Origin of the sequence: Gryllotalpicola ginsengisoli DSM 22003, from assembly GCF_000419445.1 — a bacterium.
Lineage (GTDB): Bacteria > Actinomycetota > Actinomycetes > Actinomycetales > Microbacteriaceae > Gryllotalpicola > Gryllotalpicola ginsengisoli.
On record NZ_AULK01000002.1, the window covers coordinates 97,306 to 120,959 of the forward strand.

General features: G+C 70.9%; 23 protein-coding genes and 1 riboswitch. Of the genes, 5 read left to right on the forward strand and 18 right to left on the reverse strand.

Annotated features, from left to right (window positions below; genetic code table 11):
• Positions 1–32: 32 nt before the first annotated feature.
• Positions 33–1,847 carry an ABC transporter ATP-binding protein gene (locus tag H563_RS0104985; RefSeq protein WP_022881503.1) on the reverse strand — a complete coding sequence of 605 codons (1,815 nt, stop codon included), beginning with the start codon at positions 1,845–1,847 and terminating at the stop codon, positions 33–35.
• Positions 1,848–1,917: 70 nt separating this feature from the next.
• Complete coding sequence (locus tag H563_RS0104990; protein ID WP_022881504.1) at positions 1,918–3,324, reverse strand: MFS transporter; 1,407 nt, start codon at positions 3,322–3,324, stop codon at positions 1,918–1,920.
• A gap of 214 nt (positions 3,325–3,538) precedes the next feature.
• Here H563_RS0104990 and H563_RS18085 point away from each other — a divergent pair, with 214 nt between their 5' ends.
• Together H563_RS18085 and H563_RS0105000 are read left to right on the forward strand one after the other, a co-directional pair.
• Entirely contained in the window at positions 3,539–3,985 is a 447-nt protein-coding gene (locus H563_RS18085; protein WP_022881505.1) for a DUF2269 family protein, read from the forward strand.
• 8 nt (positions 3,986–3,993) lie between these two features.
• Positions 3,994–4,995 carry a carotenoid biosynthesis protein gene (locus H563_RS0105000; protein WP_022881506.1) on the forward strand — a complete coding sequence of 334 codons (1,002 nt, stop codon included), beginning with the start codon at positions 3,994–3,996 and terminating at the stop codon, positions 4,993–4,995.
• Here H563_RS0105000 and H563_RS17255 read toward each other — a convergent pair.
• The 5 genes from H563_RS17255 to ribD all read right to left on the reverse strand — a co-directional run bounded on the left by H563_RS17255 (position 4,985) and on the right by ribD (position 9,333).
• Positions 4,985–5,719 (reverse strand): SRPBCC domain-containing protein, encoded by a 735-nt coding sequence (locus H563_RS17255; RefSeq protein ID WP_022881507.1) that lies wholly within the window; start codon positions 5,717–5,719, stop codon positions 4,985–4,987. The genes H563_RS0105000 and H563_RS17255 overlap by 11 nt on opposite strands.
• 65 nt (positions 5,720–5,784) lie before the next feature.
• Positions 5,785–6,261, reverse strand: a complete 477-nt coding sequence (ribH, locus tag H563_RS0105010) for a 6,7-dimethyl-8-ribityllumazine synthase (protein ID WP_022881508.1) — start codon at positions 6,259–6,261, stop codon at positions 5,785–5,787.
• A gap of 131 nt (positions 6,262–6,392) precedes the next feature.
• Entirely contained in the window at positions 6,393–7,649 is a 1,257-nt protein-coding gene (locus H563_RS0105015; RefSeq protein ID WP_022881509.1) for a bifunctional 3,4-dihydroxy-2-butanone-4-phosphate synthase/GTP cyclohydrolase II, read from the reverse strand.
• Positions 7,646–8,305: a riboflavin synthase gene (locus H563_RS0105020; protein ID WP_022881510.1), complete on the reverse strand. Its 660-nt coding sequence runs from the start codon at positions 8,303–8,305 to the stop codon at positions 7,646–7,648. The genes H563_RS0105015 and H563_RS0105020 overlap by 4 nt, the downstream gene beginning before the upstream one ends.
• 14 nt (positions 8,306–8,319) lie before the next feature.
• Complete coding sequence (gene ribD, locus H563_RS0105025) at positions 8,320–9,333, reverse strand: bifunctional diaminohydroxyphosphoribosylaminopyrimidine deaminase/5-amino-6-(5-phosphoribosylamino)uracil reductase RibD (protein ID WP_022881511.1); 1,014 nt, start codon at positions 9,331–9,333, stop codon at positions 8,320–8,322.
• A gap of 66 nt (positions 9,334–9,399) precedes the next feature.
• A riboswitch (FMN riboswitch) is annotated at positions 9,400–9,524 on the reverse strand.
• A 105-nt stretch (positions 9,525–9,629) separates the two neighbouring features.
• Here ribD and pnuC point away from each other — a divergent pair.
• On the forward strand, positions 9,630–10,316 hold the full coding sequence (gene pnuC / locus H563_RS0105030) for a nicotinamide riboside transporter PnuC (RefSeq protein WP_022881512.1): 687 nt from the start codon (positions 9,630–9,632) through the stop codon (positions 10,314–10,316).
• Here pnuC and H563_RS0105035 read toward each other — a convergent pair.
• The 11 genes from H563_RS0105035 to H563_RS0105085 all read right to left on the reverse strand — a co-directional run bounded on the left by H563_RS0105035 (position 10,288) and on the right by H563_RS0105085 (position 21,073).
• The gene (locus H563_RS0105035; RefSeq protein WP_022881513.1) at positions 10,288–11,040 is read right to left on the reverse strand and encodes an HAD family hydrolase; all 753 of its coding nucleotides are present in this window, start codon (positions 11,038–11,040) and stop codon (positions 10,288–10,290) included. The genes pnuC and H563_RS0105035 overlap by 29 nt on opposite strands.
• A complete protein-coding gene (locus tag H563_RS15115) occupies positions 11,037–11,621 on the reverse strand; it encodes a GNAT family N-acetyltransferase (RefSeq protein ID WP_022881514.1) in 585 nt (194 codons plus the stop codon). Before H563_RS15115 ends, H563_RS0105035 begins: the two co-directional genes overlap by 4 nt.
• A gap of 191 nt (positions 11,622–11,812) precedes the next feature.
• Positions 11,813–12,820, reverse strand: coding sequence for a tryptophan--tRNA ligase (trpS, locus tag H563_RS0105045; RefSeq protein WP_022881515.1), 1,008 nt, complete (start codon positions 12,818–12,820; stop codon positions 11,813–11,815).
• 14 nt (positions 12,821–12,834) lie between these two features.
• Positions 12,835–13,671, reverse strand: a complete 837-nt coding sequence (locus H563_RS0105050; RefSeq protein WP_022881516.1) for an exodeoxyribonuclease III — start codon at positions 13,669–13,671, stop codon at positions 12,835–12,837.
• A 79-nt stretch (positions 13,672–13,750) separates the two neighbouring features.
• Positions 13,751–14,932, reverse strand: a complete 1,182-nt coding sequence (locus H563_RS15120; protein ID WP_022881517.1) for a YihY/virulence factor BrkB family protein — start codon at positions 14,930–14,932, stop codon at positions 13,751–13,753.
• Positions 14,933–15,073: 141 nt separating this feature from the next.
• Positions 15,074–15,838: a succinate dehydrogenase iron-sulfur subunit gene (locus H563_RS0105060; protein ID WP_027479114.1), complete on the reverse strand. Its 765-nt coding sequence runs from the start codon at positions 15,836–15,838 to the stop codon at positions 15,074–15,076.
• A 21-nt stretch (positions 15,839–15,859) separates the two neighbouring features.
• Positions 15,860–17,668: a succinate dehydrogenase flavoprotein subunit gene (gene sdhA / locus H563_RS0105065; RefSeq protein WP_022881519.1), complete on the reverse strand. Its 1,809-nt coding sequence runs from the start codon at positions 17,666–17,668 to the stop codon at positions 15,860–15,862.
• A 50-nt stretch (positions 17,669–17,718) separates the two neighbouring features.
• The gene (locus H563_RS0105070) at positions 17,719–18,150 is read right to left on the reverse strand and encodes a succinate dehydrogenase hydrophobic membrane anchor subunit (protein WP_027479115.1); all 432 of its coding nucleotides are present in this window, start codon (positions 18,148–18,150) and stop codon (positions 17,719–17,721) included.
• A 2-nt stretch (positions 18,151–18,152) separates the two neighbouring features.
• Positions 18,153–18,569 (reverse strand): succinate dehydrogenase, cytochrome b556 subunit, encoded by a 417-nt coding sequence (gene sdhC / locus H563_RS0105075; protein WP_081416171.1) that lies wholly within the window; start codon positions 18,567–18,569, stop codon positions 18,153–18,155.
• A 135-nt stretch (positions 18,570–18,704) separates the two neighbouring features.
• The gene (locus H563_RS0105080) at positions 18,705–19,811 is read right to left on the reverse strand and encodes a magnesium and cobalt transport protein CorA (RefSeq protein WP_022881522.1); all 1,107 of its coding nucleotides are present in this window, start codon (positions 19,809–19,811) and stop codon (positions 18,705–18,707) included.
• Positions 19,812–19,939: 128 nt separating this feature from the next.
• Positions 19,940–21,073 (reverse strand): glycosyltransferase family 4 protein, encoded by a 1,134-nt coding sequence (locus H563_RS0105085; RefSeq protein ID WP_027479118.1) that lies wholly within the window; start codon positions 21,071–21,073, stop codon positions 19,940–19,942.
• A 97-nt stretch (positions 21,074–21,170) separates the two neighbouring features.
• On the opposite strand from H563_RS0105085, the gene H563_RS0105090 reads away from it, so the two are divergent.
• Complete coding sequence (locus tag H563_RS0105090; RefSeq protein WP_022881524.1) at positions 21,171–22,295, forward strand: mannose-1-phosphate guanylyltransferase; 1,125 nt, start codon at positions 21,171–21,173, stop codon at positions 22,293–22,295.
• Positions 22,296–22,469: 174 nt separating this feature from the next.
• Positions 22,470–23,570, forward strand: coding sequence for a BMP family lipoprotein (locus H563_RS0105095; RefSeq protein WP_022881525.1), 1,101 nt, complete (start codon positions 22,470–22,472; stop codon positions 23,568–23,570).
• The last annotated feature ends 84 nt before the right edge of the window (positions 23,571–23,654 follow it).

The window sequence follows — 23,654 nt, forward strand, 5'->3', positions numbered from 1 at the left end:
CGGCAATGGGCTGGCAATGCCCCCGCGTGTCGCTAGACCAGCAGCTGGTGCTTGGCGAGCTCGCGGTACAAGGGCACCGTTTCGACGAGCTCCGAGTGCGTGCCCACGCCCACCACCCGGCCGTGGTCGAGCACGACGATCTGGTCGGAGTCGACGACCGTGGACAGCCGGTGGGCGATCACGATGAGGGTGCGGTGCTCGGCGACCGCGTCGATCGCCTCGCGCATCAGCTGCTCGTTGCGCCCGTCGAGCGACGAGGTGGACTCGTCGAGCAGCAGCACCGGGGGAGCCGGGAGCAGCGCGCGGGCGATCGCGAGCCGCTGCCGCTCGCCGCCGGAGAGCATGACGCCCTCCTCGCCGACGGGGGCGTCCAGCCCGAGCGGGGAGCGCGAGAGCACCTCGCCGAGGTTCACGGCTTCGAGCACGCTGCGGCACGCGTCATCCGTCGCCTCGGGCGCCGCGAGGCGCAGGTTGTCGCGCAGCGAGCCGGCCAGCGCGGGCGCGTCCTGCTCGACGTAGCCGAGCTGGGCGCGCAGCTCGTCGCGCGGCAGGGCGGCGATGTCGACCCCGCCGAAGCGGATCACTCCCGAGCTCGGGTCGTAGAACCGCTCGATCAGGGCGAGCACGGTCGACTTGCCGGCGCCCGACGGGCCGACGAGGGCGGTGCGCCGCCCGCGCGGCACCTGGAACGAGACATCCGTCAGCACCGGCGTCGATTCGCTCTCGCCGGGAAGCGGCGGGTAGGCGAACGACACGTGCTCGAAGGCGAGCGCCGGCGCCGCCTGAGACGCGTCGTGCACGGATGCCTGCGGCCGGTCCTCCTCGGACTCGGCGGGCAGCGCGATGATCTCCTCGATGCGGCCGAGCGCCCCGAGCGCCGAGTTCACCGAGGTGATCGCGCCGAACGCGTTGCCGAGCGGCATCACGAGCATGAACAGGAAGATGATGAACGTCACGAGCGAGGCGATCGAGATGTCGCCCGCGGCGACACGGTAGCCGCCGATGCCGAGCACGACGAGGAACGACACCTGCAGGGCGATGCCGGCGACCGGGACGACCAGGGCCGAGATGCGGGCGACCTGGATGCCCATGCTCCACGCGCCGCGGGCGTCGTCGTCGACCGCTTCGATCTCGCGCTCGGTGGCGCCCGCGGCGCGAATCGTGCGCACCGAGGAGATCGCCCGCTCGACGGCGGAGGTCAGGTCGCCGACCTTCTTCTGCGCCTTGCCGGAGGCGGCGCGGATGCGGCCGGCGAGCAGCGTGACCACCACGACCGACAGCCCGATGACGAGCACCGTGAGGCCGAGCAGCACCGGGTCGACGACGGCCATGCCGATCAGCGCGCCGACGAAGGTGACCGTGCCGCCGATGGCGTCGATGAGGCCCTGCGTGAGCACGGCGCGCAGCGCGGTGGTGTCGCTGCCGACGCGGCTGACCAGGTCGCCGGTGCGGCGCTGATCGAACTCGCGGATCGGCAGGTGCAGCATCCGTGCGACCAGCCGGCGGCGGCTCGCGAGCACGACGCCCTCGCCGGTGCGCTGCAGCAGGTAGTGCTGGTAGCCCGAGATCAGCCCGGCGATCACCACGAGCGAGACCAGCGCGGCGACCAGCCGGCCGAGCGGCGTGCCGTGCTCGACGCGCTGGATGACCTGGCCTACCAGCAGCGGCTGCGCGAGCGACGCCGCCGCGCCGAGCACGGACAGGGCGATGACCCAGACGAGCACGCGGCGGTGCTCGGTGAGGTAGGGCAGCAGCTGCCGGAAGCTCGCGCGCGGCCCCTCGTCGGCGGTGCGGCGGCCGAAGCCTCGGCGTGCGGGTCGGGCGGGGGCTGCGGCGGCGTCACTCATGGCGCGAGTGATTCTAGGTTCGCCTCCTGTGGCCCGGCTGCGGCGGCCGGTGCGCCCCCGCCCGACCCGGCTACGCCAGCTCGTTGTGGAAGTCGACGTCCTTCGTCTCGCGGCCGATCAGCAGCGCGATGAGCGTCAGCACGCCCATCACCGACAGGTACACGCCGACGATCCACGGGTCGCCGTCGGTGGCGCTCCACAGCGCCACGGCGATGATCGGGGCGAGCGCCGCGCCGAGGATCGAGGAGATGTTGTAGGCGACCCCCGAGCCGGTGTACCGCACGTTGGTCGGGAACAGCTCGGGCAGCAGCGCGCCCATCGGCCCGAAGGTGATGCCCATCAGCGTGAACCCGATCACGAGGAACGCCTGCACGAGCGCGCCCTCGAAGGTCGCGTCGGGGTGGGGCAGCAGGAACAGGTCGAAGGTGCCGCCGAAGACGATGATGGCGACCGTCACCCCGACCATGAGCTTCTTGCGGCCGATGGTGTCGGCGATCGGTCCCGAGATGAGGGTGAAGACGCCGAAGAAGATCACCCCGAGGATCTGCATCAGCACGAAGTGCGTGTACGGGATGCCGAGCCCCGGCACGTAGGCCGACGCGGAGAAGGGGGTGCCGGCCTTCTCGGCGGCTGCGGCCGCGGCATCCGTCGGAAGCTTCGTGCCGTAGGTGAGCGTGAACGTGGTCATCAGGTAGAAGACGACGTAGGTGGCCAGCATGTAGAAGGTGCCGAGCACGACGCCCTTCCAGTTGCGGCGCAGCACGGCGGCGAGCGGCAGCTTGGCGATCACGTCGGCCTTGACGGCGTTGCGGAACGTCTCGGATTCGACGAGCCGCAGCCGCACCCACAGGCCGATGATCACCATCACCGCCGAGAACAGGAACGGCACCCGCCAGCCCCAGGCGAGGAACGAGCCGGGCCAGACCGTGTTGATGACGAGGAACACGCCGTTGGCGATGATGAACCCGATCGGCGCGCCGAGCTGGGGGAAGGTGCCCCACCAGCCGCGCCGGCCCGCGGGGGCGTTCTCGGTCGCGATCAGCGCCGCGCCGGACCATTCGCCGCCGAGCGCGAAGCCCTGCGCGAGGCGCAGCACGATCAGCATCAGCGTCGCCACCCAGCCGACGGTCGCGTAGCTCGGCAGCAGGCCGATCAGGAAGGTGGCGATGCCCATCGTCAGCAGCGACGCGACGAGCGTGCCCTTGCGGCCGATGCGGTCGCCGAAGTGGCCGAAGAACATGGCGCCGATCGGGCGGGCCACCATGGCCGCGCCGAAGGTCGCGAACGAGGCGAGCAGCGCCGTCGTCGGGTCGCCGGTGGGGAAGAACAGGGTCGGGAACGCGAGCACGGCGGCGGTCGCGTACGCGTAGAAGTCGTAGAACTCGACCGAGGTGCCGATCAGGCTGGCCAGGATGACCCGGCCCCGCGGATTCGCCGCGGCGATATTGGATTCCTCGAGGGTTGCAGAGACAGACATGGGGGCTTTCGTCGTGAGACAGTGCGATGCGCCGCGTTTTCCTCAAGCCGTGGATCGGGTCGTGCGATCGGCGAGACGCGTCGGGAGAGAACCGCTTGTGGCGGTGAGGTCTCCAAGCTTACGTGAGGCGCGGGCCGGGTTGCGCACCCGAACGACGGATGCGTCCCGCCGAGCCGCCGCCGCAGGCATCCGTCGCGCGGGTATCGTCATCGTCATGGCCCACGTCTTCATCGCCCTCCACGTGATCCTCGCCGTGTTCATCGTCGGCCCGATGGCGCTGCTGCCGCACACGGGCCTGCGCGCCCTGCGCGTGCGCAACGCGGCGCAGGTGCGCTCGCTGACGACGTCGGTGTCGATCTTCAGCTGGCTGTCGCTGCTGGTGTTCCTGCTCGGCTTCGCGGCCGAGGGCGCCGCCCACATCTCGTTCGGTCACCTGTGGGTGTGGCTGTCGGTGCTGCTCTACCTCGCCGCGTTCGTGCTGAGCGTGTTCGTCGTCGTGCCGAACCTGCGCCGCGGCGCCGAGGAGATCGAGCAGGGCGAGGCGACGATCGCCGGCGACAAGCCCGTGCGGCCCGCGGCGTACTCCGCGGTCGCGGCGACGGCGGGCGTGACGACGATCCTGCTCGTGGTGGTCGTGATCCTGATGGCGTTCCGGCCCTAGGAGACCGCATGGGTGCGTTCACCTTCGTCCCGGTCTGGATCCTGCAGGATGCGCTCATGCTGGCGCTGGCCGTGTGGGTGTTCGCCTACATCGCCCGCCATGAGCGGCATCCGGTCTCGATCTCGATCGAGGTGGGCGCCTTCGCGCTGCTGTATGCGGGGTCGTACGAGAACCTCGCGACGGTGGTCGGCTGGTACCAGTACGGCCGGTCGCTGCTGATGTACTTCAACGTTCCGCTCGCGGTGCTGCTGATGGAGGCGATGGTCTACTACGCGGCCCTGAAGCTCGTCGACCGCATGGCGGTGCCCGCCTGGCTCAAGCCGCTCGGGGCCGGCTGCCTCGCCGTGATCCAGGACTTCGCGCTCGATCCGGTCGAGACGCACGAGATCTACCGCACCCAGGAGGGCGTGGTGGGGCACTGGACCTTCCACACCCCGTCGACGCCGGTGTCGATCTTCGGCGAGCCGGTGATGAACTTCACCTCCTGGATGTTCCTCGTCGGCGCCGGCGCTGCGTGGATGATGCTCGGGCGGTGGTGGCACCGGCGCAGCGGGTACAACCGCGTGGTCGGCGTCGTCTACCCGATCCTCGCGGTCTTCGCCGCGCTCGCGACGCTCGGCTCCCCGCTGTCGCGGCTGGTGCTGTTCGCCCGGGTCGGCTACGACGACGCCGCGTGGACCACGTGGCCGCCCGCGACGAACGGCCAGTGGGTCACCCTCGCGGCCGCGATCGTGCTGCCGCTCGTGCTCTTCGCCGTGTTCTGGCGGGGCCGCTTCATGACGCCGCTCGACGCCCGCACGGATCGCCCCCTCATCGCCGTGCTCGCCGGCATGCCGCTGGTCGAACTGGTGCTCGCGATCGCGGGCGGCCACTGGGACTTCCTGTGGCTGGTCGCGGCGAGCGCCGCCGCGATGCTGCTGCTGGTCGGCGGCGTCTACCGGGCGGCGCGGAGCGCGGCGGGCTCGTCGGGCCGCGCCGGCACCGCGGCTCCCGCCGTCGTCAGCCCGTGAGGGCGACGTTCCAGGGCCGGGCGCGCACCTCGAGCAGGCCGGCCACGACGGAGCCGTCGTCGAGTTCGGCGCGGCGGATGACCGCGGCAGCGGCCGCCGCGTCGCCGACGCGCACGATCGTCATCCCCGCTCCCGCCTCGTCGGGCAGCGAACCAGCGGCGACGAGCAGGCCGTCCTGACGCAGCGCGGTCAGGAACGCGAGGTGCTTGCGGAAGTCGGGCGAGGAGAACACGCCGCCCGGCGGCCTGGCCGGCCCGGCCCGGTGCTCCAGGACCAGCCAGAGGTCTGCGCCGCCGGGCGCCGCCCTCGTCGCGGCGAGGCGGTCGAGCACCGTCGCCCAGCCGGTCGCGTAGTGGGCGCGGGTGGCCTCCGGGTCGGGGTAGGAGTCCCACCCGTCGTGCACCAGGGTCACCAGGGTGGCCTCCTCGGCGGCGCGGACGAAGGTGACGGCGATCTGCGATGCGGTCTCCGGGCCCCGGCCCGGGTGCCAGGTGAAGGCGAGCCGGTCGTCCTCGTCGCTCGTGATCGTGCCCCACACCGCGGTGCGTCCGTCGGGCGCGGTCTCGACGATGTCGCGGTCGCGCACCTCGACCGTCGAATCCGGGCCGAACACGCTGAAACCGTCGAGCGGCCACCACGTGTCGAGCCCGTGCAGCCACAGCTCGCGGGCCGCCGCGGGGCTGCACGCCACGATCGTCTGGCGCCGCAGCGGTCGTGCCGTCATCGCGCCGTCTCCCCTCCGGTGGCGAGTCTCGTGCGAGTCTCGAGACGAGGCTCGTGGCGAGCAGCCTAGCGGCCCACGGCCCGGATCGTGAGGGCCGTCGCGAGGGCGGCGTGGGCGGCCTCGGCACCCTTGTCCTCCTTGGAGCCCGGAAGCCCTGCCCGGTCGAGCCCCTGCTGCTCGTCGTCGAGCGTGAGCACGCCGAATCCGACCGGCTTGCCGGTGTCGAGGGCGACGCGGGTGAGCCCGTCGGTGGCCGCCGCCGAGACGTACTCGAAGTGCGGGGTGCCGCCGCGGATGATCACCCCGAGCGCGACGACCGCGTCGGCGGGGCCCTGCAGCATCGTCTTCGCGACGACGGGCAGCTCGAACGAGCCGGGCACGCGCACCAGCGAGTACGTGGCGCCGGATGCCTCGAGCACCCGCACCGCGCCGGCGATCAGCCCGTCGGTGATCTGCTCGTGCCAGCCGCCTGCGACGATGACGACGCGCAGGCCGCTCGCGTCGATCGGCTCGAGTCGGGTGGGGGCGCCGGATCCGGCCATGGTTTCCTTTCGCTGATGGGTCTCGATACGCCGCGTGCGCGGCTACTCGACCGACGGTGACGATACGCCGTGCGGCGGCCGTCTCGCTTTTTCGTGGGCTGAGGAGGCCGCGCAGCGGCCGTCTCGAAGCCCTATTGGTGATGAACCCCGAGCGACGAGATCTCGTGCCCCATGCGGTCGCGCTTGGTCTCGAGGTACCCGGCGTTCAGCGCGCCGACGCCGACGACGAGCGGCACCCGCTCGTCGACCGTCACGCCGTGCGCCTCGAGCTGGGTCACCTTGTCGGGGTTGTTGGTCAGCAGCCGCACCGAGTCGATGCCGAGGTCTTTGATGATGTCGCTCGCGGCCGTGTAGTCGCGCGCGTCGACCGGCAGCCCGAGCGCGAGGTTCGCGTCGAGGGTGTCGAGCCCATCCTCCTGCAGCCGGTAGGCGCGCAGCTTGTTGATCAGGCCGATGCCGCGGCCCTCGTGCCCGCGCAGGTAGACGACCACGCCGCCGTCGGCCTGGATCGTCTTCAGCGCCGCGTCGAGCTGCGGCCCGCACTCGCACTTGAGCGAGCTGAACGCCTCACCGGTCAGGCACTCCGAGTGCACCCGCACCAGCGCCCCATGGCGCGGCGGCTGCCCGGCGATGATCGCCACGTGGTCGGCGCCGGTCATGCGGTCGCGGTAGGCGCGCACCCGGAACGGGCCGTGCGTGGTCGGCACGGTGGTCTCGACCTCGAAGGTCACGCTGCTCGTCTCCGGGATCGGCGTGGCGCTCTCGAGGCGCGCATCCGCGTGGAACTCGTTCAGGTACCCGATCAGCCCGGCGATGGTGACGACCGGCAGCCCGGCCTCCTCGCCGAGGGCGATCAGCCCGGGCAGGCGCATCATCTCGCCGTCGTCCTCCGTCACCTCCGCGATGGCGGCCACCGGTGTGAGGCCGGCGAGCTTCATCAGGTCGACCGCGGCCTCGGTGTGCCCGGCGCGCTCGCGCACCCCGCCGCCCGCCGCCCGCAGCGGCAGGATGTGCCCGGGCCGGTTCAGCGACGCCGGCGTCGAGTCGAGGTCGGCGAGCACGCGCAGCGTGTGCGCGCGGTCGCTCGCGCTGATGCCGGTCGAGGCGCGGTCGGCCGCGTCGACGCTCACGGTGTAGTTGGTGCCGAGCGGGTCGCGGTTGTCGACCACCATGACGGGCAGCTCGAGCCGGTCGGCGATCTCGTCGGTCATCGGGGCGCACACGAAGCCGCTGGTGTGACGGATGGTCCAGCCGAGCCACTGCGGAGTGGCGAACTGCGCCGCCAGGATCACGTCGCCCTCGTTCTCCCGGCTCTCGTCGTCGGCGACGATGACGGGCCGGCCGTCGCGCAGCGCGGCGACGGCCTCGGGGATGGTCGCGATGCTCATGCACCGGCCCCCTCTCTGACACTGCTCGGATAGGAGTCGACGTCGCCCGCGGCGCCGAATTCCAGCATCCGCTGCACCTGCCTCGCCACGATGTCCGTCTCGATGTTGACACGATCCCCCGACACCCGCGCGCCGAGTGTCGTGGCGGCGAGCGTCTCGGGGATCAGCGAGACCTCGAACCAGTAGCCGTCGAGCCGGTCGCCGCCCACGGCGCTGACCGTGAGCGAGGTGCCGTCGACGGCGATGGAGCCCTTGCGCGCCACCAGCGGCGCGAGCTCGGGAGTGAGCGAGAGCCGCAGCACGCGCCAGGCGCTGCCGTCCTGCGTGGAGAGCACGACGGCGGTGCCGTCGACGTGGCCCTGCACGAGGTGCCCGCCCAGCCGGTCGCCGAGCCGGGCGGCGCGCTCGAGGTTCACGTGGGCGCCGACGGCAACGCGGTCGAGCGTCGACATCACGAGCGTCTCGCGCATGACGTCGGCGGTGAACTCGTCGCCGGACAGGTCGACCACGGTCAGGCACACGCCGTTGACCGCGATCGAGTCGCCGTGCCCGGCGCCCTGCACCGCGAGCGGCCCGCGCACCGTGATGCGGGCGGCGTCGCCGTGCTGCTCGACGCGGGTGACCTCGCCGATCTCCTCGATGATTCCGGTGAACACAGGGGTACTCCTCACTACCGCGGCCGCGCGGTGATCAGCAGGTCGTCGTCGAGCCTCTCGACGTCGATGAGGGAGAGGCGGCGCTGCTCGTCGATCGAGGCGACGCCGAGGTCGGCGAGGGCGGTGCGCGGGCCGCCCAGGAGGGTGGGGGCGAGGTAGACCGAGAACTCGTCGACGAGCCCCGCGGTGACGAAGGCGCTCGCGAGGGTCGGTCCGGCCTCGACGTAGAGGGTGCGGATGCCGCGCTGCTGCAGCTGCTCGAGCGCCGCCGGCAGGTCGCGGGTGCGCAGCACGATCACGGGTTTCGGATGCCGACGCACGGCGGCGTCGTCGGGCACCGCCCGCTCACCGAGCACGACGGGGACGGGCTGCTCGGGCAGCAGCTCGCCGGCGGGGCCGCGCGCGGTGAGGCTCGGGTCGTCGGCCAGCACGGTGCCGGTCCCCACGAGCACCGCGTCGCTCGCGCGGCGCTGCTCGTGCACCCGGCGCCGGGCCGTCTCGCCGGTGATCCACCGGCTCGAGCCATCCGCTGCGGCCGTGCGGCCGTCGAGGCTCGCCGCCCACTTCAGCGTCACGTACGGGCGCGCGTGCCGGGCGGCGAACAGCCAGTCGTCGAGGAAGACCTCGACCTCGTCGGCGAGCACTCCGGAGACGACGTCGATGCCGGCCCGGCGCAGCCGCTCGGCGCCGCCGCCCGAGCGGCGGCCGGGGTCGGCGACGGCGTAGACGACGCGCCCGACGCCGGCGTCGATGAGCGCCTGTGCGCAGGGGCCGGTGCGGCCGGTGTGGTTGCACGGTTCGAGGGTGACCACGACGGTCGAGCCCGCCGCCTGCTGCGGATCGAGCTCCTCGAGCGCGGCGACCTCGGCGTGCGGGGTGCCCGCGCCGCGGTGCCAGCCCTCGGCGAGCACCTCGCCGGCGGGGGAGAGGACGACCGCTCCGACGCGCGGGTTCACGCCCCGGGCGGGCCCGCGCGCGGCGAGCTCGAGGGCGTGCCGCATGGCCGCCGCGAACCGCTGCTGGGTCATGGTCGTCCTTCCTGGTTGGAACCCCGGGGGACGACGCGAACGTCGCAAACGCGCCCAGACGGGCACGCCGTGCGCCTCCCATCCGGACTTTCACCGTCGGTGCCGGAATTCCACCGGCTCAACCCCGCCTGTCGGAGGGGGTCGCGGACTGTCACCGCCGGTTCGGACTCTCACCGACCCCGGAGCACGTTTTGCTGTGTCGAAGTGTAGCCAACGTGTCACGAGCGCGCTTATTCCGCGTAACACCCGCGCGCGTGCGCTGGAATATGCGGTACGGGTGCCGGTTATCATCGACCGTGACCGTGCTGCGCTGGCTCTTCGATGCCCAACTCCACATCGGCGATCAGACCGTGCTGTGGCGCGAGGTGATCGGCAACCTGTTCGGCCTGATCAGCGCCCTCGGCGGCATGCGCCGCAAGGTGTGGGCGTGGCCGGTCGGCATCGTCGGCAATGCGCTGCTGTTCACCGTGTTCCTCGGCGCCGTCTTCGACACCCCGAACCCGGTGAACCTGCTCGGCCAGGCCGGCCGCCAGGTGATGTTCATCGTCGTCTCGATCTACGGCTGGGTGCGCTGGGCGCGCCGTGATGAGGACTTCGACGGCGGGGCGGTCGAGCCGCGCTGGGCCTCCTGGCCGACCCGCATCTGGCTCGCCGTCGGCATGGTCGGCGGCACCCTGGTGCTCACCCCGATCTTCCGGGCCCTGGGCTCGTACGAGCCGGTCTGGTCCGACGCGTGGGTCTTCGTCGGCTCGCTGCTGGCCACCTACGGCATGGCCAAGGGCTGGGTCGAGTTCTGGCTGATCTGGGTCGCCGTCGACGTCGTCGGCGTGCCCCTGCTGTTCAGCGCCCACTACTACGCGTCGGCCGCCATGTACGTCTTCTACGGCGCCTTCACCCTGACCGGATTCTTCGTCTGGTGGCGCGAGCGGGCCCGGGCGAACCGCGCCGAGGCGGTCACCGCGGACGCGGCGAACCCGGCGTGAGCAGCGCGGGCAGCTCGCTGAGCGACACGATGCGACGGATGCCCCGCTCCGCCGCCTCTCCCGCGTAGGCGCCCCATCCCACCTCGCCGCGGTCGATCCACACCGCGCGCAGCCCCGCGTCGGCGGCGCCGAGCGCGTCCACGCGCAGCTTGTCCCCGACGTACACGGCGTCGGCCGGCGGCACCCCGAAGCGCTCGACGGCGTGCGCGAAGATCGCCGGGTCCGGTTTGGCGGCGCCGACGTCGCCGGAGGCGATCACCTCCGCCATCCGATCGGCCGCACCGATCAGCCGGACCTTGCGCAGCTGCAGCGCCAGCTCGCCGTTCGTGATGATCCCGAAGCGCACGCCGGGCAGCGCCTCCTCGAGCGCGTCCAGCGCGGGCAGCGCGTCGTCGTAGGCCGACCACGCCTCCCGGTAGTCGCGGTGGTAGCCCGCGAACCAGTCGAGCAGGGCGTCGTCGTCGAGCCCGGTCACCCCGAACCGTGCCGTGAACTCGCGCGCCCGGGCGATGCGCTGCCCGTCGTAGTCGAGCTCGCCGGCCAGGTAGCGCTCGTAGTGCCGGTCCTCCGCCAGCTGCCAGGCGGCGACCGTCTCGGCGGGGTCGTCGACGGTGTACGGCTCGCCGAGTGAGCGCAGGTGCGCGAGGATGCCCCGCGCGAACGCCGTGGGGTGATCGAAGAGCGTGCCGTCGAGGTCGAAGAGCACCACGGCGGGCGCGCTCATACGTGGACCTGGTCGGGCCACGGCAGTGCCGGCTCGCCGACGGAGCCGGCGCGGCGCTCGCCGTGCCAGTGCGGCGGATGCGAGCCGTCGCGCATGGCGACCTGGGACGGGCCGGTGCCGGTGTAGCGGAAGCCGGCCGCGCGGGCGGTGCGCGCCGAGGCGACGTTGCCGACGGCGCACTCCCAGTAGACGAGGCCGCCGGGCTCGCTCGCCTGGAACCAGTCGACGACGGCGCGCACCGCCTCGGCCATGTAGCCGCGGCCGCGGTGCGGGGCGCCGAGCCAATAGCCCACGTCGCGGCTCTCGGGCTCGAGCGCCCGGCGGCGGTGCAGGCCGACCACGCCGAGCAGCGGGCCGCCGGGCCGCTCGCGCAGCGCCCAGACGAGCTCGGACCCGAAGCGCCAGCCCGAGGGCACGAACTGCGTGACGAAGTCTTCGGCGTGCTCGCGCCGGTACGGCCACGGCGTGGTCAGGTACTTCTCGAACAGCGGATCGGTGCAGTAGGCGGCGATGTCGTCGACGTCGTCCGGCTCGGGAACGGAGAGCACGAGGCGCGCGGTGCGCAGGGTGACGGGTTCCACCCCGCCACGCTAGCGCGCGATCGCCAGCAGGAGCGGCGGCGGCACCGCCCGGGTGCGCTTCGGGAACTCGCCCCGCGGTGCGCACCGCCTGCTGCCGGTCGTGCACGCCGAGCTTGTCGTAGACACGCTCGAGATGCTTGCGCACCGTGCAGCGGCACCTCGTCGGGCGCAGGGGGCTGCGCCATCCGATCTCAGCGGCGCGGCAGCAGCCCGACCGCGTCGTAGACGGCCTTCAGCGTGCCCGCCGCGACCTCGGCCGCGTGCTCGGCGCCCACGGCGAGCAGCCGGTCGAGCTCGGCGGGGTCGTCGAGCAGTTCGAGGGTGCGCGTGCGCACCGGCTCGAGCTCCGCCACGACCGCGTCGGCGACGGCGCGCTTGAAGTCGCCGTAGCCGCGGCCGGCGAACTCCGCCTCGGCCGCGGCGACCGTCTGGCCCGTGATCGCGGTGTAGATCTCGAGCAGGTTGGAGACGCCGGGCTTCTCGCCCCGGTCGAAGCGCACCTCGCTGCCGGTGTCGGTGACGGCGCGCATGATCTTCTTGCGGGTGACCGACGGCTCGTCGAGCAGCCAGATCAGGCCCGCGTCGCTGGCGGCCGACTTGGACATCTTCGAGGTCGGCTCCTGCAGGTCGTAGATGCGGGCGCCCTCCTCGGGCGTCTGCAGCTTCGGCACCGTGAACACCTCGCCGAAGCGCGAGTTGAACCGCTCGGCGAGGTTGCGGGTGAGCTCGACGTGCTGCGTCTGGTCGTCGCCGACCGGCACCACGTCGGCCTGGTAGAGCAGGATGTCGGCGGCCATCAGCACCGGGTAGTCGAACAGGCCCACCGTCTGGTTCTCGGTGCCGAAGCGCTGCGACTTGTCCTTGAACTGGGTCATGCGGCTCGCCTCGCCGAAGCCCGTGATCGTGTTCAGGATCCAGGTCAGCTCGGTGTGCGCCGGCACGTGCGACTGCACGTACAGCGTCGACTTGCCCGGCTCGATGCCGCAGGCGAGGTACTGCGCGGCGAGGCCCCTCGTCGCAGCCGGCAGGCTCTTCGGGTCGTGCGCCGCGTTGGTGAGCGCGTGCAGGTCGACGATGCAGAAGAACGCGTCGTAGTCGTTCTGCATCGCCCGCCACTGCACCAGGGCGCCGAGGTAGTTGCCGAGGTGCAGGGAATCGGACGAGGGCTGGATGCCCGAGAACAGGCGGGGCTTGCTCATGCGGTGGGGGTTCCTCAGATCTGGTAGTCGACGACGACGGGGGCGTGGTCGGACCACCGGGCGTCGTAGCTGGGGTAGCGGTCGACGTGGTACCGCGTCGCCTTCGCGGCGAGCTCGGGGGTGGCGACCTGGTAGTCGATGCGCCAGCCGGTGTCGTTGTCGAAGGCCTGGCCGCGGTTCGACCACCAGGTGTAGGGGCCGTCGACCTCGCCGGCGAACTTGCGGCCCAGGTCGATCCAGCCCAGGCCCGCCTTCCCGGTGTTGTAGCCGTCTTCGTCTTCGGCGCCGAAGATCTTGTCGAAGTACTTGCGCTCCTCGGGCAGGAAGCCGGCGCGCTTCACGTTGCCCTTCCAGTTCTTGATGTCGAGGGTGCGGTGGCCGACGTTGAGGTCGCCCATGAACACGGACAGCGGGTTGTGCTCCCTGAGCTCGGGCAGCCGCTTCAGCAGCGCGTCGAGGAACTTGTACTTCTCGGTCTGCTTCGGCGTGCCGGCCTCGCCCGAGTGCACGTAGGTGCTGACCACGGTCACGACCGTGCCGTCGACGTCGTAGTCGGCCTCGAGCCAGCGGCCCGCCGAATCGAAGTCTTCGTCGCCGAAGGTGACCCGGTGGATCTCCGCCTTGCGGCGGCTGGCGAGGGCGACCCCGGCGCGGCCCTTGGCGGTGGCCTCGTCGTGCAGGATGTCCCACTCCTCGCCGAGCAGCGCCGAGAGGTCGTCGGTGGAGGCGCGCACCTCCTGGATCGCGAGGATGTCGGCGCCGCTCTTCTTCACCCAGTCGCCCATGCCCTTGCGGTACGCGGCACGGATTCCGTTGACGTTGATCGTCGCGATGCGCAGGGGCGAAGCCATGCGCTCCAGCTTAGTCGGCGCCCCCGACGCCCCGGCCTTCCGGCGAGACGCCCCCGACGTTCCGGCGGGCGGTGCGAAATCACCCTTCACTCGTCGCGCGAAGGGCGATTTCGCCCCTTTCGCACTGCGGCCCGCCGTCGGGGTCGCTCGCCCGCACGAGCTGCAGCTCGTGCATGCGCTCGAGGAGCACGCGGCGTGCGCGGCGGCGGCTGAGCCATCCGTTCGCTGCGGTGTACGCGGCGGTCGCGGCGCGCGCCGCCTCGGTCGCCTGCTCGAGCCGGGCGCGGAACTCGGCGCGGGCGCGCTCGAGCTGCGCCTCCTCCGCGGTCAGCTTGCGCGGCGAGATGCCGCGGTCCTCCATCGCGACGGCGATCCACGTTGCGCCGATCAGGATGACCTGGCAGACGAAGTTGAACCAGATCAGCAGGCCGACGAATGCCGCGAACGAGGCCAGCAGCGGGTTGCGGCTGGCGCCTCCGATCACGAGCCCCGACAGGATGCTCAGCACGGTCAGCGCGAGACCGCCGAGGCCGGCGCCGACCATCAGGTGGCGCCGCGGGATGTACACGCGCGACAGCAGCCGGTACATCCCCGCCAGCGTCGCGGAGTTGACCAGGAACACCACCACGAGGCTGACGGCCTGCACCGAGACCTCCTCGGCCGGCGAGTGCGGGCCGAGGCCGAACCAGACGAAGACCACCTGCAGCAGCTGCGTCGCCGTGACCGACAGGGTGGCGGCGACGATCAGCCCCACGCCGAACGCGAGCGCCTGGGCCGCGTCGACGAGCTTCTGGACGAAGAAGTTGCGCGGGTCCTTGCCCAGTCCGAACATCGAGCGGATGGCCGTGCGCGTGCTCCCGAGCCAGCCGACGGCCGTCCACACCAACCCGACGAGCGCGACGGACGCGGTCACGGTCAGCGTGACGCTCGCCTGGTTCAGGTCGGAGACCTGGATCACGCCGTGCGTGCCGACCAGGCCCGGCACGGCCTCTTCGAGGATGTCGAGCAGCGCCTCGTAGATCGCGGGATTCGCGCGCACCCAGATGCCCGCCACCGCGAAGGCGACCCAGATCGCGGCGAAGATCGCGAAGACCGCCTGATACGACATGCCGGCGGCCAGCAGCGGGCCGTCGCGGTCGGCGAAGCGCTGCAGCACCCGCACCGGCCGCCAGCCCTGCACGCGCTCGACGAGCGGCTGCGCCCGCTCGGCCAGCGTCTGCACCCGCTGCACGGCCTCGGCGGCGGCGGTCTTGCGCTCCATGCCGTCTATTCTTCCGGTCGGGCGCCGCCCGACCGCATTCGCCTCACCCCGGCCCTCCGGTCGGGCGCCGCCCGACCGCACTCGCCTCACCCCGGCCCTCCGGTCGGGCGCCGCCGACAGCGCACCCGGAGCCGGACCCGGCTACCGCACGCGGCCGGTGATCACCGCCTGCTTCACTTCGGCGATCGCCTGGGTGATCTGGATGCCGCGCGGGCACGCCTCAGTGCAGTTGAAGGTCGTGCGGCAGCGCCACACGCCCTCCTTGTCGTTGAGGATGTCGAGGCGCACCTGGGCCTCGTCGTCGCGCGAGTCGAAGATGAACCGGTGCGCGTTGACGATCGCCGCAGGGCCGAAGTACTGGCCGTCGGTCCAGAACACCGGGCACGACGAGGTGCACGCGGCGCACAGGATGCACTTGGTGGTGTCGTCGAAGCGCTCGCGGTCGGTGGGGGACTGCAGGCGCTCCCGGCCGGGCTCGGGCTCGTGATGCGCCTGCAGGAACGGCTGCACCTCGCGGTAGGACTCGAAGAACGGGTCCATGTTGACGATCAGGTCCTTCTCGAGCGGCAGGCCCTTGATCGCCTCGACGTAGATCGGCTTCGTCACGTCGAGGTCCTTGATCAGCGTCTTGCAGGCCAGCCGGTTGCGGCCGTTGATGCGCATCGCATCCGAGCCGCACACGCCGTGCGCGCACGAGCGGCGGAAGGTGAGCGAACCGTCCTGCTCCCACTTGATCTTGTGCAGCGCGTCGAGGATGCGGTCGGTGGGGAACAGTTCGACGTCGAAGTCCTGCCAGTGCGGCTCCTGATCCACCTCGGGGTCGTAGCGCCGGATGATCAGCGTCACCGTGAAGGACTGGAGGGGAGCCGGGGTCACGGGCTCAGTCTCTTGAGTTGCGGTCGACATGGTGAATAACCCTCCTGGTCCCTAGTACTTCCGCTCCATGGGCTGGTAGTTCGTGATCCGCACGGGCTTCCAGTCGAGCTTGATGTGGTCGGACGGGTCGGCCGAGTGCGGGTCTCCCGTCAGATACGCCATCGTGTGCTTGAGGTAATTCTCGTCGTCGCGCTTCGGGAAGTCTTCGCGCATGTGGCCGCCGCGGCTCTCCTTGCGGTTGCGGGCGGCGTAGACGACGACCTCGGCGATGTCGAGCAGGAAGCCCAGCTCGACCGCCTCGAGCAGGTCGGTGTTGAACCGCTTGCCCTTGTCCTGCACGCCGACGTTCGCGTAGCGCTGGCGCAGAGCGTGGATGTCGGCGGAGACCTGGGTGAGCGTCTCCTCGGTGCGGAACACCTGGGCGTTGGTGTCCATCGTCTCCTGCAGCGCGCGACGGATGTCGGCGACCCGCTCGGTTCCGGTCGAGGCGCGCAGCGATTCGACCATGTTGCGCACGTCGGCGGCCGGGTCCTCCGGCAGCGGCGGCAGCTCGGCCGACTTGACGAACTCGATCGCGTTGTTTCCGGCGCGCTTGCCGAACACGTTGATGTCGAGCAGCGAATTGGTGCCGAGGCGGTTCGACCCGTGCACGGACACGCAGGCGCATTCGCCGGCGGCATACAGACCCGGGACCACCGTGTCGTTGTCGAGCAGCACCTCGGCGTTGTTGTTGGTCGGGATGCCGCCCATGGCGTAGTGGGCGGTCGGCATCACCGGCACCGGCTCGGTGACGGGGTCGATGCCGAGGTAGGTGCGGGCGAACTCGGTGATGTCGGGCAGCTTGGTCTCGAGCACCTCGGCGCCGAGGTGCGTGCAGTCCAGCAGCACGTAGTCCTTGTTGGGGCCGGCGCCCCGGCCCTCGCGCACCTCCTGCACCATGCAGCGCGCGACGATGTCGCGCGGCGCGAGGTCCTTGATGGTGGGGGCGTAGCGCTCCATGAACCGCTCACCCGAGGCGTTGCGCAGGATGGCGCCCTCGCCGCGGGCGCCTTCGGTGAGCAGGATGCCGAGGCCGGCGAGGCCGGTCGGGTGGAACTGGAAGAACTCGATGTCCTCCAGCGGCAGGCGCTTGCGCCAGATGATGCCGACCCCGTCGCCGGTGAGGGTGTGCGCGTTGGAGGTGGTCTTGTAGATCTTGCCGAATCCGCCGGTGGCGAAGATGACGGCCTTCGAGTGGAAGACGTGCAGCTCGCCGGTGGCCAACTCGAGTGCGACGACGCCCGCCGGCCGGCGCTGACCGCCGACCTCGGTCATGATCAGGTCGAGCGCGTAGTACTCGTTGAAGAAGTTGATGCCGAGCTTGACGCAGTTCTGGAACAGCGTCTGCAGGATCATGTGGCCGGTGCGGTCGGCCGCGTAGCAGGCCCGGCGCACGGGCGCCTTGCCGTGGTCGCGGGTGTGGCCGCCGAAGCGGCGCTGGTCGATCTTGCCCTCGGGCGTCCGGTTGAACGGCAGGCCCATGTTCTCGAGGTCGATGACCGCGTCGATCGCCTCGCGGGCGAGGATCTCGGCCGAGTCCTGGTCGACGAGGTAGTCGCCGCCCTTGACCGTGTCGAAGGTGTGCCACTCCCAGTTGTCCTCTTCCACGTTGGCGAGCGCGGCGGCCATGCCGCCCTGCGCGGCGCCCGTGTGCGAACGGGTGGGGTAGAGCTTCGAGATGACGGCGGTCTTCGCCCCGGGGCCGGCCTCGATGGCGGCCCGCATGCCGGCGCCGCCGGCGCCGACGATGACGATGTCGAATTCGTGGTAGTGGACTCCGTCGACGACGGTGGACTCGGAGGCGACGGTCTGATCTGTCACGTGCGGATTCTCTGTTCGGCTCTCTATCGATTACTGACGGATGCGTGCGGCTACTGGCAGAAGCTGAGCGACGGGTCGCTCGGGCACGGGTCGAAGGCGGTCACCGTGTAGGTGCCGAGCACGATCAGGATCGCGACGGCGAGGAAGATCGCCCACTTCAGCGCGCGGTTCACGGTAGGGCGGTAGGCGTAGTCGTTGACCAGGGTGCGCATGCCGTTGCCGCCGTGGATCAGGGCGAGCCAGAGCATCAGGCCGTCCCACACCCGCCAGAACGGCGAGGCCCACTTGCCGGCGACGAAGGCGAAGTCGACCGCCTTGATGCCGTCGCCTGCCACGAGGTTCACGAACAGGTGGCCGAAGATCAGGATCACCAGCAGCACGCCGGAGACGCGCATGTAGATCCAGCCCCACTTCTCCCAGTTGCCGCGGCCGCGGCGGCGGGCCGGGCTCGGAACGGTGCGCGGTGCGTCGATGGTCGCCATGGTCACTGCCCCTCCGTGAACGCGTTGTGCAGGTGCACCGGCAGGAAGCCGGCCATCAGCACCGCCCACAGGATCACGACGATCCAGAACATGGCGCGCTGGTAGCGGGTGCCCTTGCTCCACAGGTCGATCAGGATGATCCGGATGCCGTTCAGGGCGTGGAAGACGATCGCGGCCACCAGCGCCGCCTCGCCGAGGCCCAGCACCGGGTTCTTGTAGGTGCCGATCACGCGGTCGTACGCATCGGGGCCGAAGTTCAGCACCACCGAGTCGAGGATGTGCACCAGCAGGAAGAAGAAGATCGCGACGCCGGTGATGCGATGCAGCACCCACGACCACATTCCCTCGCGGCCTCGATAGAGCGTTCCGCCCAGCCGAGAAGGCCTCGGCGTGGGGGCTTCGATCGTCTGGCTTGACACGAACAACCCTCCCTGGCTGTGTGCGACGGATGCTGCGACGCATCCGTCATCTGCCCGCCCAGTCTATGGCGGCCGGGGCCGCCGACGTCAGTAAGGCGGGCCTAAGTTGTCTCGATGTCGAGATAAATCAGGCGGTCACAACCAGTTCTGCTTGCGGAAGATGAACCACAGCAGCACGGCGAGGACGACCATGAGGAACACCGCGAACGGGTAGCCCCACACCCAGTGCAGCTCCGGCATGTGGGAGAAGTTCATGCCGTAGATGCTCGCGATCAGCGAGGGGGTGAAGAGGATCGCCGCCCAGGCGGAGATCTTCTTGGTGTCCTCGCCCTGCTTGTGCCCGAGCTCCGACAGCTGCGCCATCCGCGCGTTCTGCCGCTCGGTGACCAGGGTGGCGTTCACGGTGAGGATGTCGCGCAGCATGGACCGGAACCCGTCCACCCGCTCGTTGACGACCGTGAGGTGGTCGGCGACGTCGCGCAGCTTGCGCTGCAGCTCCTCCTCGACCTCGTACTTCTCACTGCCCTGCTGCAGCGCTTCGACGACCGTCGCAAGCGGATGCGTCGCGCGCTGGAAGTCGATCACCTCGCTCGAGAGCTCGTAGATGCGGCGGGAGACGTTGGAGTCGAGCCGGTCGAAGACCTGCGTCTCGATCTCGTCGATGTCGTTGGCGAGGCCCGCGACGACCGGCGCGTACTCGTCGACGACCGTGTCGATGATGGCGTAGAGCACCGACTCGGGCCCCATTGCGAGCAGCTCCGGATCGGCCTCCATGCGGCGGCGCACGTGCGAGAGGTCGGGCGATTCGCTGTGCCGCACCGTGATCACGAAGTTGCGGCCGATGAAGACGTGCAGCTCTCCGAAGGCGACCTCCTCGGGCACGTCGAGGTAGTCGGCGGCGCGCAGGACGACGAAGAGCACGTCGTCGTAGCGCTCGAGCTTGGGCCGCTGGTGCGCCGAGATGGCGTCTTCGACGGCGAGCTCGTGCAGGTCGAACTCGTCGGCCAGCGAATGCAGTTCCGCCTCGCTCGGTCGGTACAGGCCGATCCACGCCATGCCGCCGTTGCTCGAGTGCAGCGCGCGGAAGGTCTCGGCGAGGCTTCCCGGCGAGGCGACGCGGATGCCGTTCTCGTAGATGGCCGAGTCGACGATGGTGCGCCGGCCGGGCCGGGCGGGCTGCTGCACCGGCGTCGGGGCGGTACTCGGTACGGGGGTCCGACGGTTCACGAACGGCATCGGCATCACGCGGAGCCTGCGCTGGGCCATGAGCTACCACCCCCTAGGGCATCAGAACGGTGAGGAATCCAACCCCTGAGGATAAACCCTGCGCCGATCAGGTAAACCGTGGGCCGATCAGGCCCTCCGCCGGGTCAGCCGACGGCGCTCTCGGGCACCGTGGCCGTCGTGATCGCGGTCTCGTAGTACCCGAAGAGCTGCTCGCACAGCGCCGGCCAGGAGCGGCCGAGCACCGCGCGGCGGCCGGCTTCGCCCATCCGCAACCGCGACGCCCCGTCGGCCACGAGCGCCTTCACCTGCATCCGCATCTCGTGGTCGTCGCGGAACAGGTAGCCGTCCAGGCCGTGCTCGACGAGGTCGAGCGGCCCGCCGACGCCGGGGGCGACGACGGGCAGGCCGCTCGCGTGCGCCTCCTGGATGGTCTGGCCGAAGGTCTCCTCCTCGCCGGTGTGCACGAACACGTCGAGCGCCGCGTAGGCGGCGGCGAGGTCGGCGCCGGAGAGCCGGCCGAGGTAGGTCACAGGCAGCGGGCGCAGGGCGCGGTGCACGGATGCCGCGGCCGGGCCGTCCCCGACGATCGCCAGCCGCATCCCGGGGATGCCGCGCAGGGCCCTCAGCCGCTCGACCTGCTTCTCGGGGGCGAGGCGCCCCACGTAGCCGACGACCACTTCGCCGTCGGGGGAGAGGAAGTCGCGCAGCCGCCGGGTCTCGGAGGAGAGCCGGTTGTGCGGGTGGTAGCGCTCGATGTCGACGCCGCGGCCCCACAGCGCCAGCCGGGGCACGCCCGCCGCCTCGAGGTCGGCGAGCGAGGTGGTGGACGGGGCGAGGGTCAGCGTCGCGCCCTCGTGCACCCAGCGCAGCAGCCGCCAGGCGGCGTGGGCGGCGATGCCGAGCCGGTTGCGACGGGCGTAGCCGGCGACGTCCGTCTGGTAGATCGCCACGGAGCCGATGCCGAGGCGGTTCGCGGCGGCGATCGCCTGCGCGCCCAGCAGGAAGGGGCTCGCCGCGTGCAGCACGTCGGGGCGGAAGTCGGCCAGCAGCCGGGCGACCTGGGGGCTCGGCAGCCCGACGGGGAACTGGCGGTAGGCCATGGCCGGCACCGCGTGCACGGGGAAGCCGGCGTACTCGCTCGGCACCCGGGCGGTGGCCGGGCAGATCACGATCGCCTCGTGGCCTGCGAGGGACAGCTGTTCGAGGACCCGGCACACGCTGGTGGTGACGCCGTTGACCGTGGGGAGGAAGCTTTCGCTGACCACAGCTACCCGCATGATTCGAAAAGTACGAGCGCGTCGTGGCCCGACGGTGAACCGGCTGTGAACCGGGAAAACACACGGGTGTAACTTTGCCGCCGGTTACGCTGTGCCCATGACCAGCAGCGCGGACGCCATGGACCGCTTCCATGCCATCATCCCGGCGGGCGGCGTCGGCTCGCGCCTCTGGCCCCTGTCTCGGCAGGACGCCCCCAAGTTCCTCCACGACCTCACGGGCAGCGGCAAGAGCCTGCTGCGCGACACCTGGGATCGCCTGCTGCCGCTGACCGGCCCCGGCCGCATCATGGTCGTCACGGGCCGCGCCCACCGCGCCGCCGTCGAGGAGCACCTGCCGGCGCTGGAAGACCACAACATCGTGCTCGAGGCCGACCCCCGTGACTCGACGGTCGCGATCTGCCTGGCCGCAGCGATCCTCGAGCGGCGCGAGCCGGGAGTCATCGTCGGCTCCTTCGCCGCCGACCACCTGATCGGGCGGCTCGACCTGTTCGAGAAAGCGATCCGCGAGGCGGTCCAGGTCGCCGACGCCGGATTCATCGCCACGGTCGGCATCAAGCCGACCGAACCGGCCGTCGGCTTCGGCTACATCCGCGAGGGCGCCCGACTGCACATCGAGGGCGCGCCCAGCGCCAGGGCCGTCGACTCCTTCGTCGAAAAGCCCGACCTCGACACGGCCAAGGAGTACGTGCGCAGCGGCCGGTTCCTCTGGAACGCGAGCATGTTCATCTCCCGCGCCGACCTGCTGCTGGCCGAGCTCGAGCGCAATCGTCCGCAGTTGCTCGAGCAGATCCAGGAGCTCGCCGCCGCGTGGGACGACCCCGCCCGGCGCGGCCCGGCGGTCGACCGCATCTGGCCGAAGCTCGAGAAGGTCGCCATCGACTACGCGATCGCCGAGCCGGCTGCCGGCGACGGGCGCATGGCCGTGGTTCCCGGGCTGTTCGACTGGGACGACGTCGGCGACTTCGCCTCGCTCGCGAAGGTCAACTCCGGCGGCCGCAAGACCGACCTCGCCATCCTCGGCGAGCACGCCCGCGTGCTCTCGGATGCCGCCAGCGGCATCGTCGTCAGCCAGTCGAACCGTGTGATCAGCCTGATCGGCGTCAAGGACATCGTCGTGGTCGACACCCCCGACGCCCTGCTCGTGACCACGACCGAGCACGCGCAGCGGGTGAAGGCGGTCGTCGACGCGCTCAAGCTGACCGGGTCGTCGAACGTGCTGTAGGGGCGCCGACGGCGTGCGAGGGATGCCTCGGCCGAGGCATCCCCCGCCCCCGTTCGGCCCGCGCGGTGTAACGGCACGATTAAGAACTCCGCGCGGATTTCCGGCGCCTCCGCGCCGTCGGATACCGTCATTCGGTGCCCGCGCACGCACGCGCGACGAGCACGCTTGCATCACATGGAGGACACGGTGAAGAACACAGCACGCAAGGCCGCTCTGGCGGCGGTCGCGGCGGCGGGCAGCATCGCGCTGCTGGCCGGCTGCGGTCAGGCCCCGTCGACGTCGGGCGAGTCCGGGAGCGCGGGGGCGAAGAGCGACTTCGTGCCCTGCATGATCTCGGACGCCGGCGGCTTCGACGACCACTCGTTCAACGAGCTGGGCTACGACGGCCTCGTCAAGGCGTCGAAGGAGCTCGGGGTCGACTACAAGAAGGCGGAGTCGAAGACCGACGCCGACTACCAGCCCAACATCTCGAACATGGTGGCGCAGAACTGCAATCTGATCATCACCGTGGGCTACAACCTCGCCGACGCCACCAAGGCGGCCGCGAAGCAGAACCCCGACACCGACTTCGCCACGATCGACGACAACTCGATCACCGCCGACAACGTGCAGCCGATCATCTTCGACACCGCGCAGGCGGCGTTCCTCGGCGGCTACGCCGCGGCGAGCTACTCGAAGACCGGCGTCGTCGGCACCTTCGGCGGCCAGCAGATCCCGACCGTCACCATCTTCATGGACGGATTCGCCGACGGCGTCGCCTACTACAACAAGCAGAAGGGCAAGGACGTCAAGGTCGTCGGCTGGAACGAGGAGAGCCAGAAGGGCTCCTTCACGGGAGGCTTCGACGCCAACGACACCGCGCAGAACACCGCGCAGGGCATCATCGACCAGGACGCCGACGTGATCATGCCGGTCGGCGGCCCGATCTACCAGTCCGCCGCGACGGCGATCAAGAACTCGGGCAAGGACATCGCGCTGATCGGCGTCGACGCGGACGTGTACAACACGGATCCGTCGGTGCGCAGCATCCTGCTCACCTCGGTCGAGAAGGGCATCGAGCCGTCGGTCGAGGCGGTCGTGAAGGCCGCAGCCGAAGACAAGTTCTCGAACACGCCGTACGTCGGCACCCTGAAGAACGACGGCGTGGGCCTGGCCCCGTTCCACGACTTCGAGTCGAAGGTGGACCCGGGCCTGTCGGGCGAGCTCGACAAGATCAAGCAGGGCATCATCGACGGGTCGATCAAGGTCGACTCGCCCGCCAGCCCGAAGTCCTGACCCCCAAACGACGGCCGGCCGGGCGGGTTTCGCCGCCCGGCCGGTCGTTGTCGTCAAGGCTCGACCGTACTGTGTCTGTCTGGT

What these genes read in the sequence shown, in the direction of transcription:
- ribH (WP_022881508.1), bottom strand. Translation starts at nt 6,261, where the DNA reads ATGGCCGGATCCGGCGCCCCCACCCGACTCGAGCCGATCGACGCGAGC.
- ribD (WP_022881511.1), bottom strand. Translation starts at nt 9,333, where the DNA reads ATGACCCAGCAGCGGTTCGCGGCGGCCATGCGGCACGCCCTCGAGCTC.
- trpS (WP_022881515.1), bottom strand. Translation starts at nt 12,820, where the DNA reads ATGAGCAAGCCCCGCCTGTTCTCGGGCATCCAGCCCTCGTCCGATTCC.
- H563_RS0105050 (WP_022881516.1), bottom strand. Translation starts at nt 13,671, where the DNA reads ATGGCTTCGCCCCTGCGCATCGCGACGATCAACGTCAACGGAATCCGT.
- H563_RS0105095 (WP_022881525.1), top strand. Translation starts at nt 22,470, where the DNA reads ATGGAGGACACGGTGAAGAACACAGCACGCAAGGCCGCTCTGGCGGCG.
- H563_RS0105000 (WP_022881506.1), top strand. Translation starts at nt 3,994, where the DNA reads ATGGGTGCGTTCACCTTCGTCCCGGTCTGGATCCTGCAGGATGCGCTC.
- H563_RS15120 (WP_022881517.1), bottom strand. Translation starts at nt 14,932, where the DNA reads ATGGAGCGCAAGACCGCCGCCGCCGAGGCCGTGCAGCGGGTGCAGACG.
- H563_RS0105060 (WP_027479114.1), bottom strand. Translation starts at nt 15,838, where the DNA reads ATGTCGACCGCAACTCAAGAGACTGAGCCCGTGACCCCGGCTCCCCTC.
- H563_RS0104990 (WP_022881504.1), bottom strand. Translation starts at nt 3,324, where the DNA reads ATGTCTGTCTCTGCAACCCTCGAGGAATCCAATATCGCCGCGGCGAAT.
- H563_RS0105015 (WP_022881509.1), bottom strand. Translation starts at nt 7,649, where the DNA reads ATGAGCATCGCGACCATCCCCGAGGCCGTCGCCGCGCTGCGCGACGGC.
- H563_RS0105090 (WP_022881524.1), top strand. Translation starts at nt 21,171, where the DNA reads ATGACCAGCAGCGCGGACGCCATGGACCGCTTCCATGCCATCATCCCG.
- H563_RS0104985 (WP_022881503.1), bottom strand. Translation starts at nt 1,847, where the DNA reads ATGAGTGACGCCGCCGCAGCCCCCGCCCGACCCGCACGCCGAGGCTTC.
- H563_RS0105035 (WP_022881513.1), bottom strand. Translation starts at nt 11,040, where the DNA reads ATGAGCGCGCCCGCCGTGGTGCTCTTCGACCTCGACGGCACGCTCTTC.
- H563_RS0105080 (WP_022881522.1), bottom strand. Translation starts at nt 19,811, where the DNA reads ATGCCGATGCCGTTCGTGAACCGTCGGACCCCCGTACCGAGTACCGCC.
- H563_RS0105085 (WP_027479118.1), bottom strand. Translation starts at nt 21,073, where the DNA reads ATGCGGGTAGCTGTGGTCAGCGAAAGCTTCCTCCCCACGGTCAACGGC.
- H563_RS0105070 (WP_027479115.1), bottom strand. Translation starts at nt 18,150, where the DNA reads ATGGCGACCATCGACGCACCGCGCACCGTTCCGAGCCCGGCCCGCCGC.
- H563_RS17255 (WP_022881507.1), bottom strand. Translation starts at nt 5,719, where the DNA reads ATGACGGCACGACCGCTGCGGCGCCAGACGATCGTGGCGTGCAGCCCC.
- H563_RS18085 (WP_022881505.1), top strand. Translation starts at nt 3,539, where the DNA reads ATGGCCCACGTCTTCATCGCCCTCCACGTGATCCTCGCCGTGTTCATC.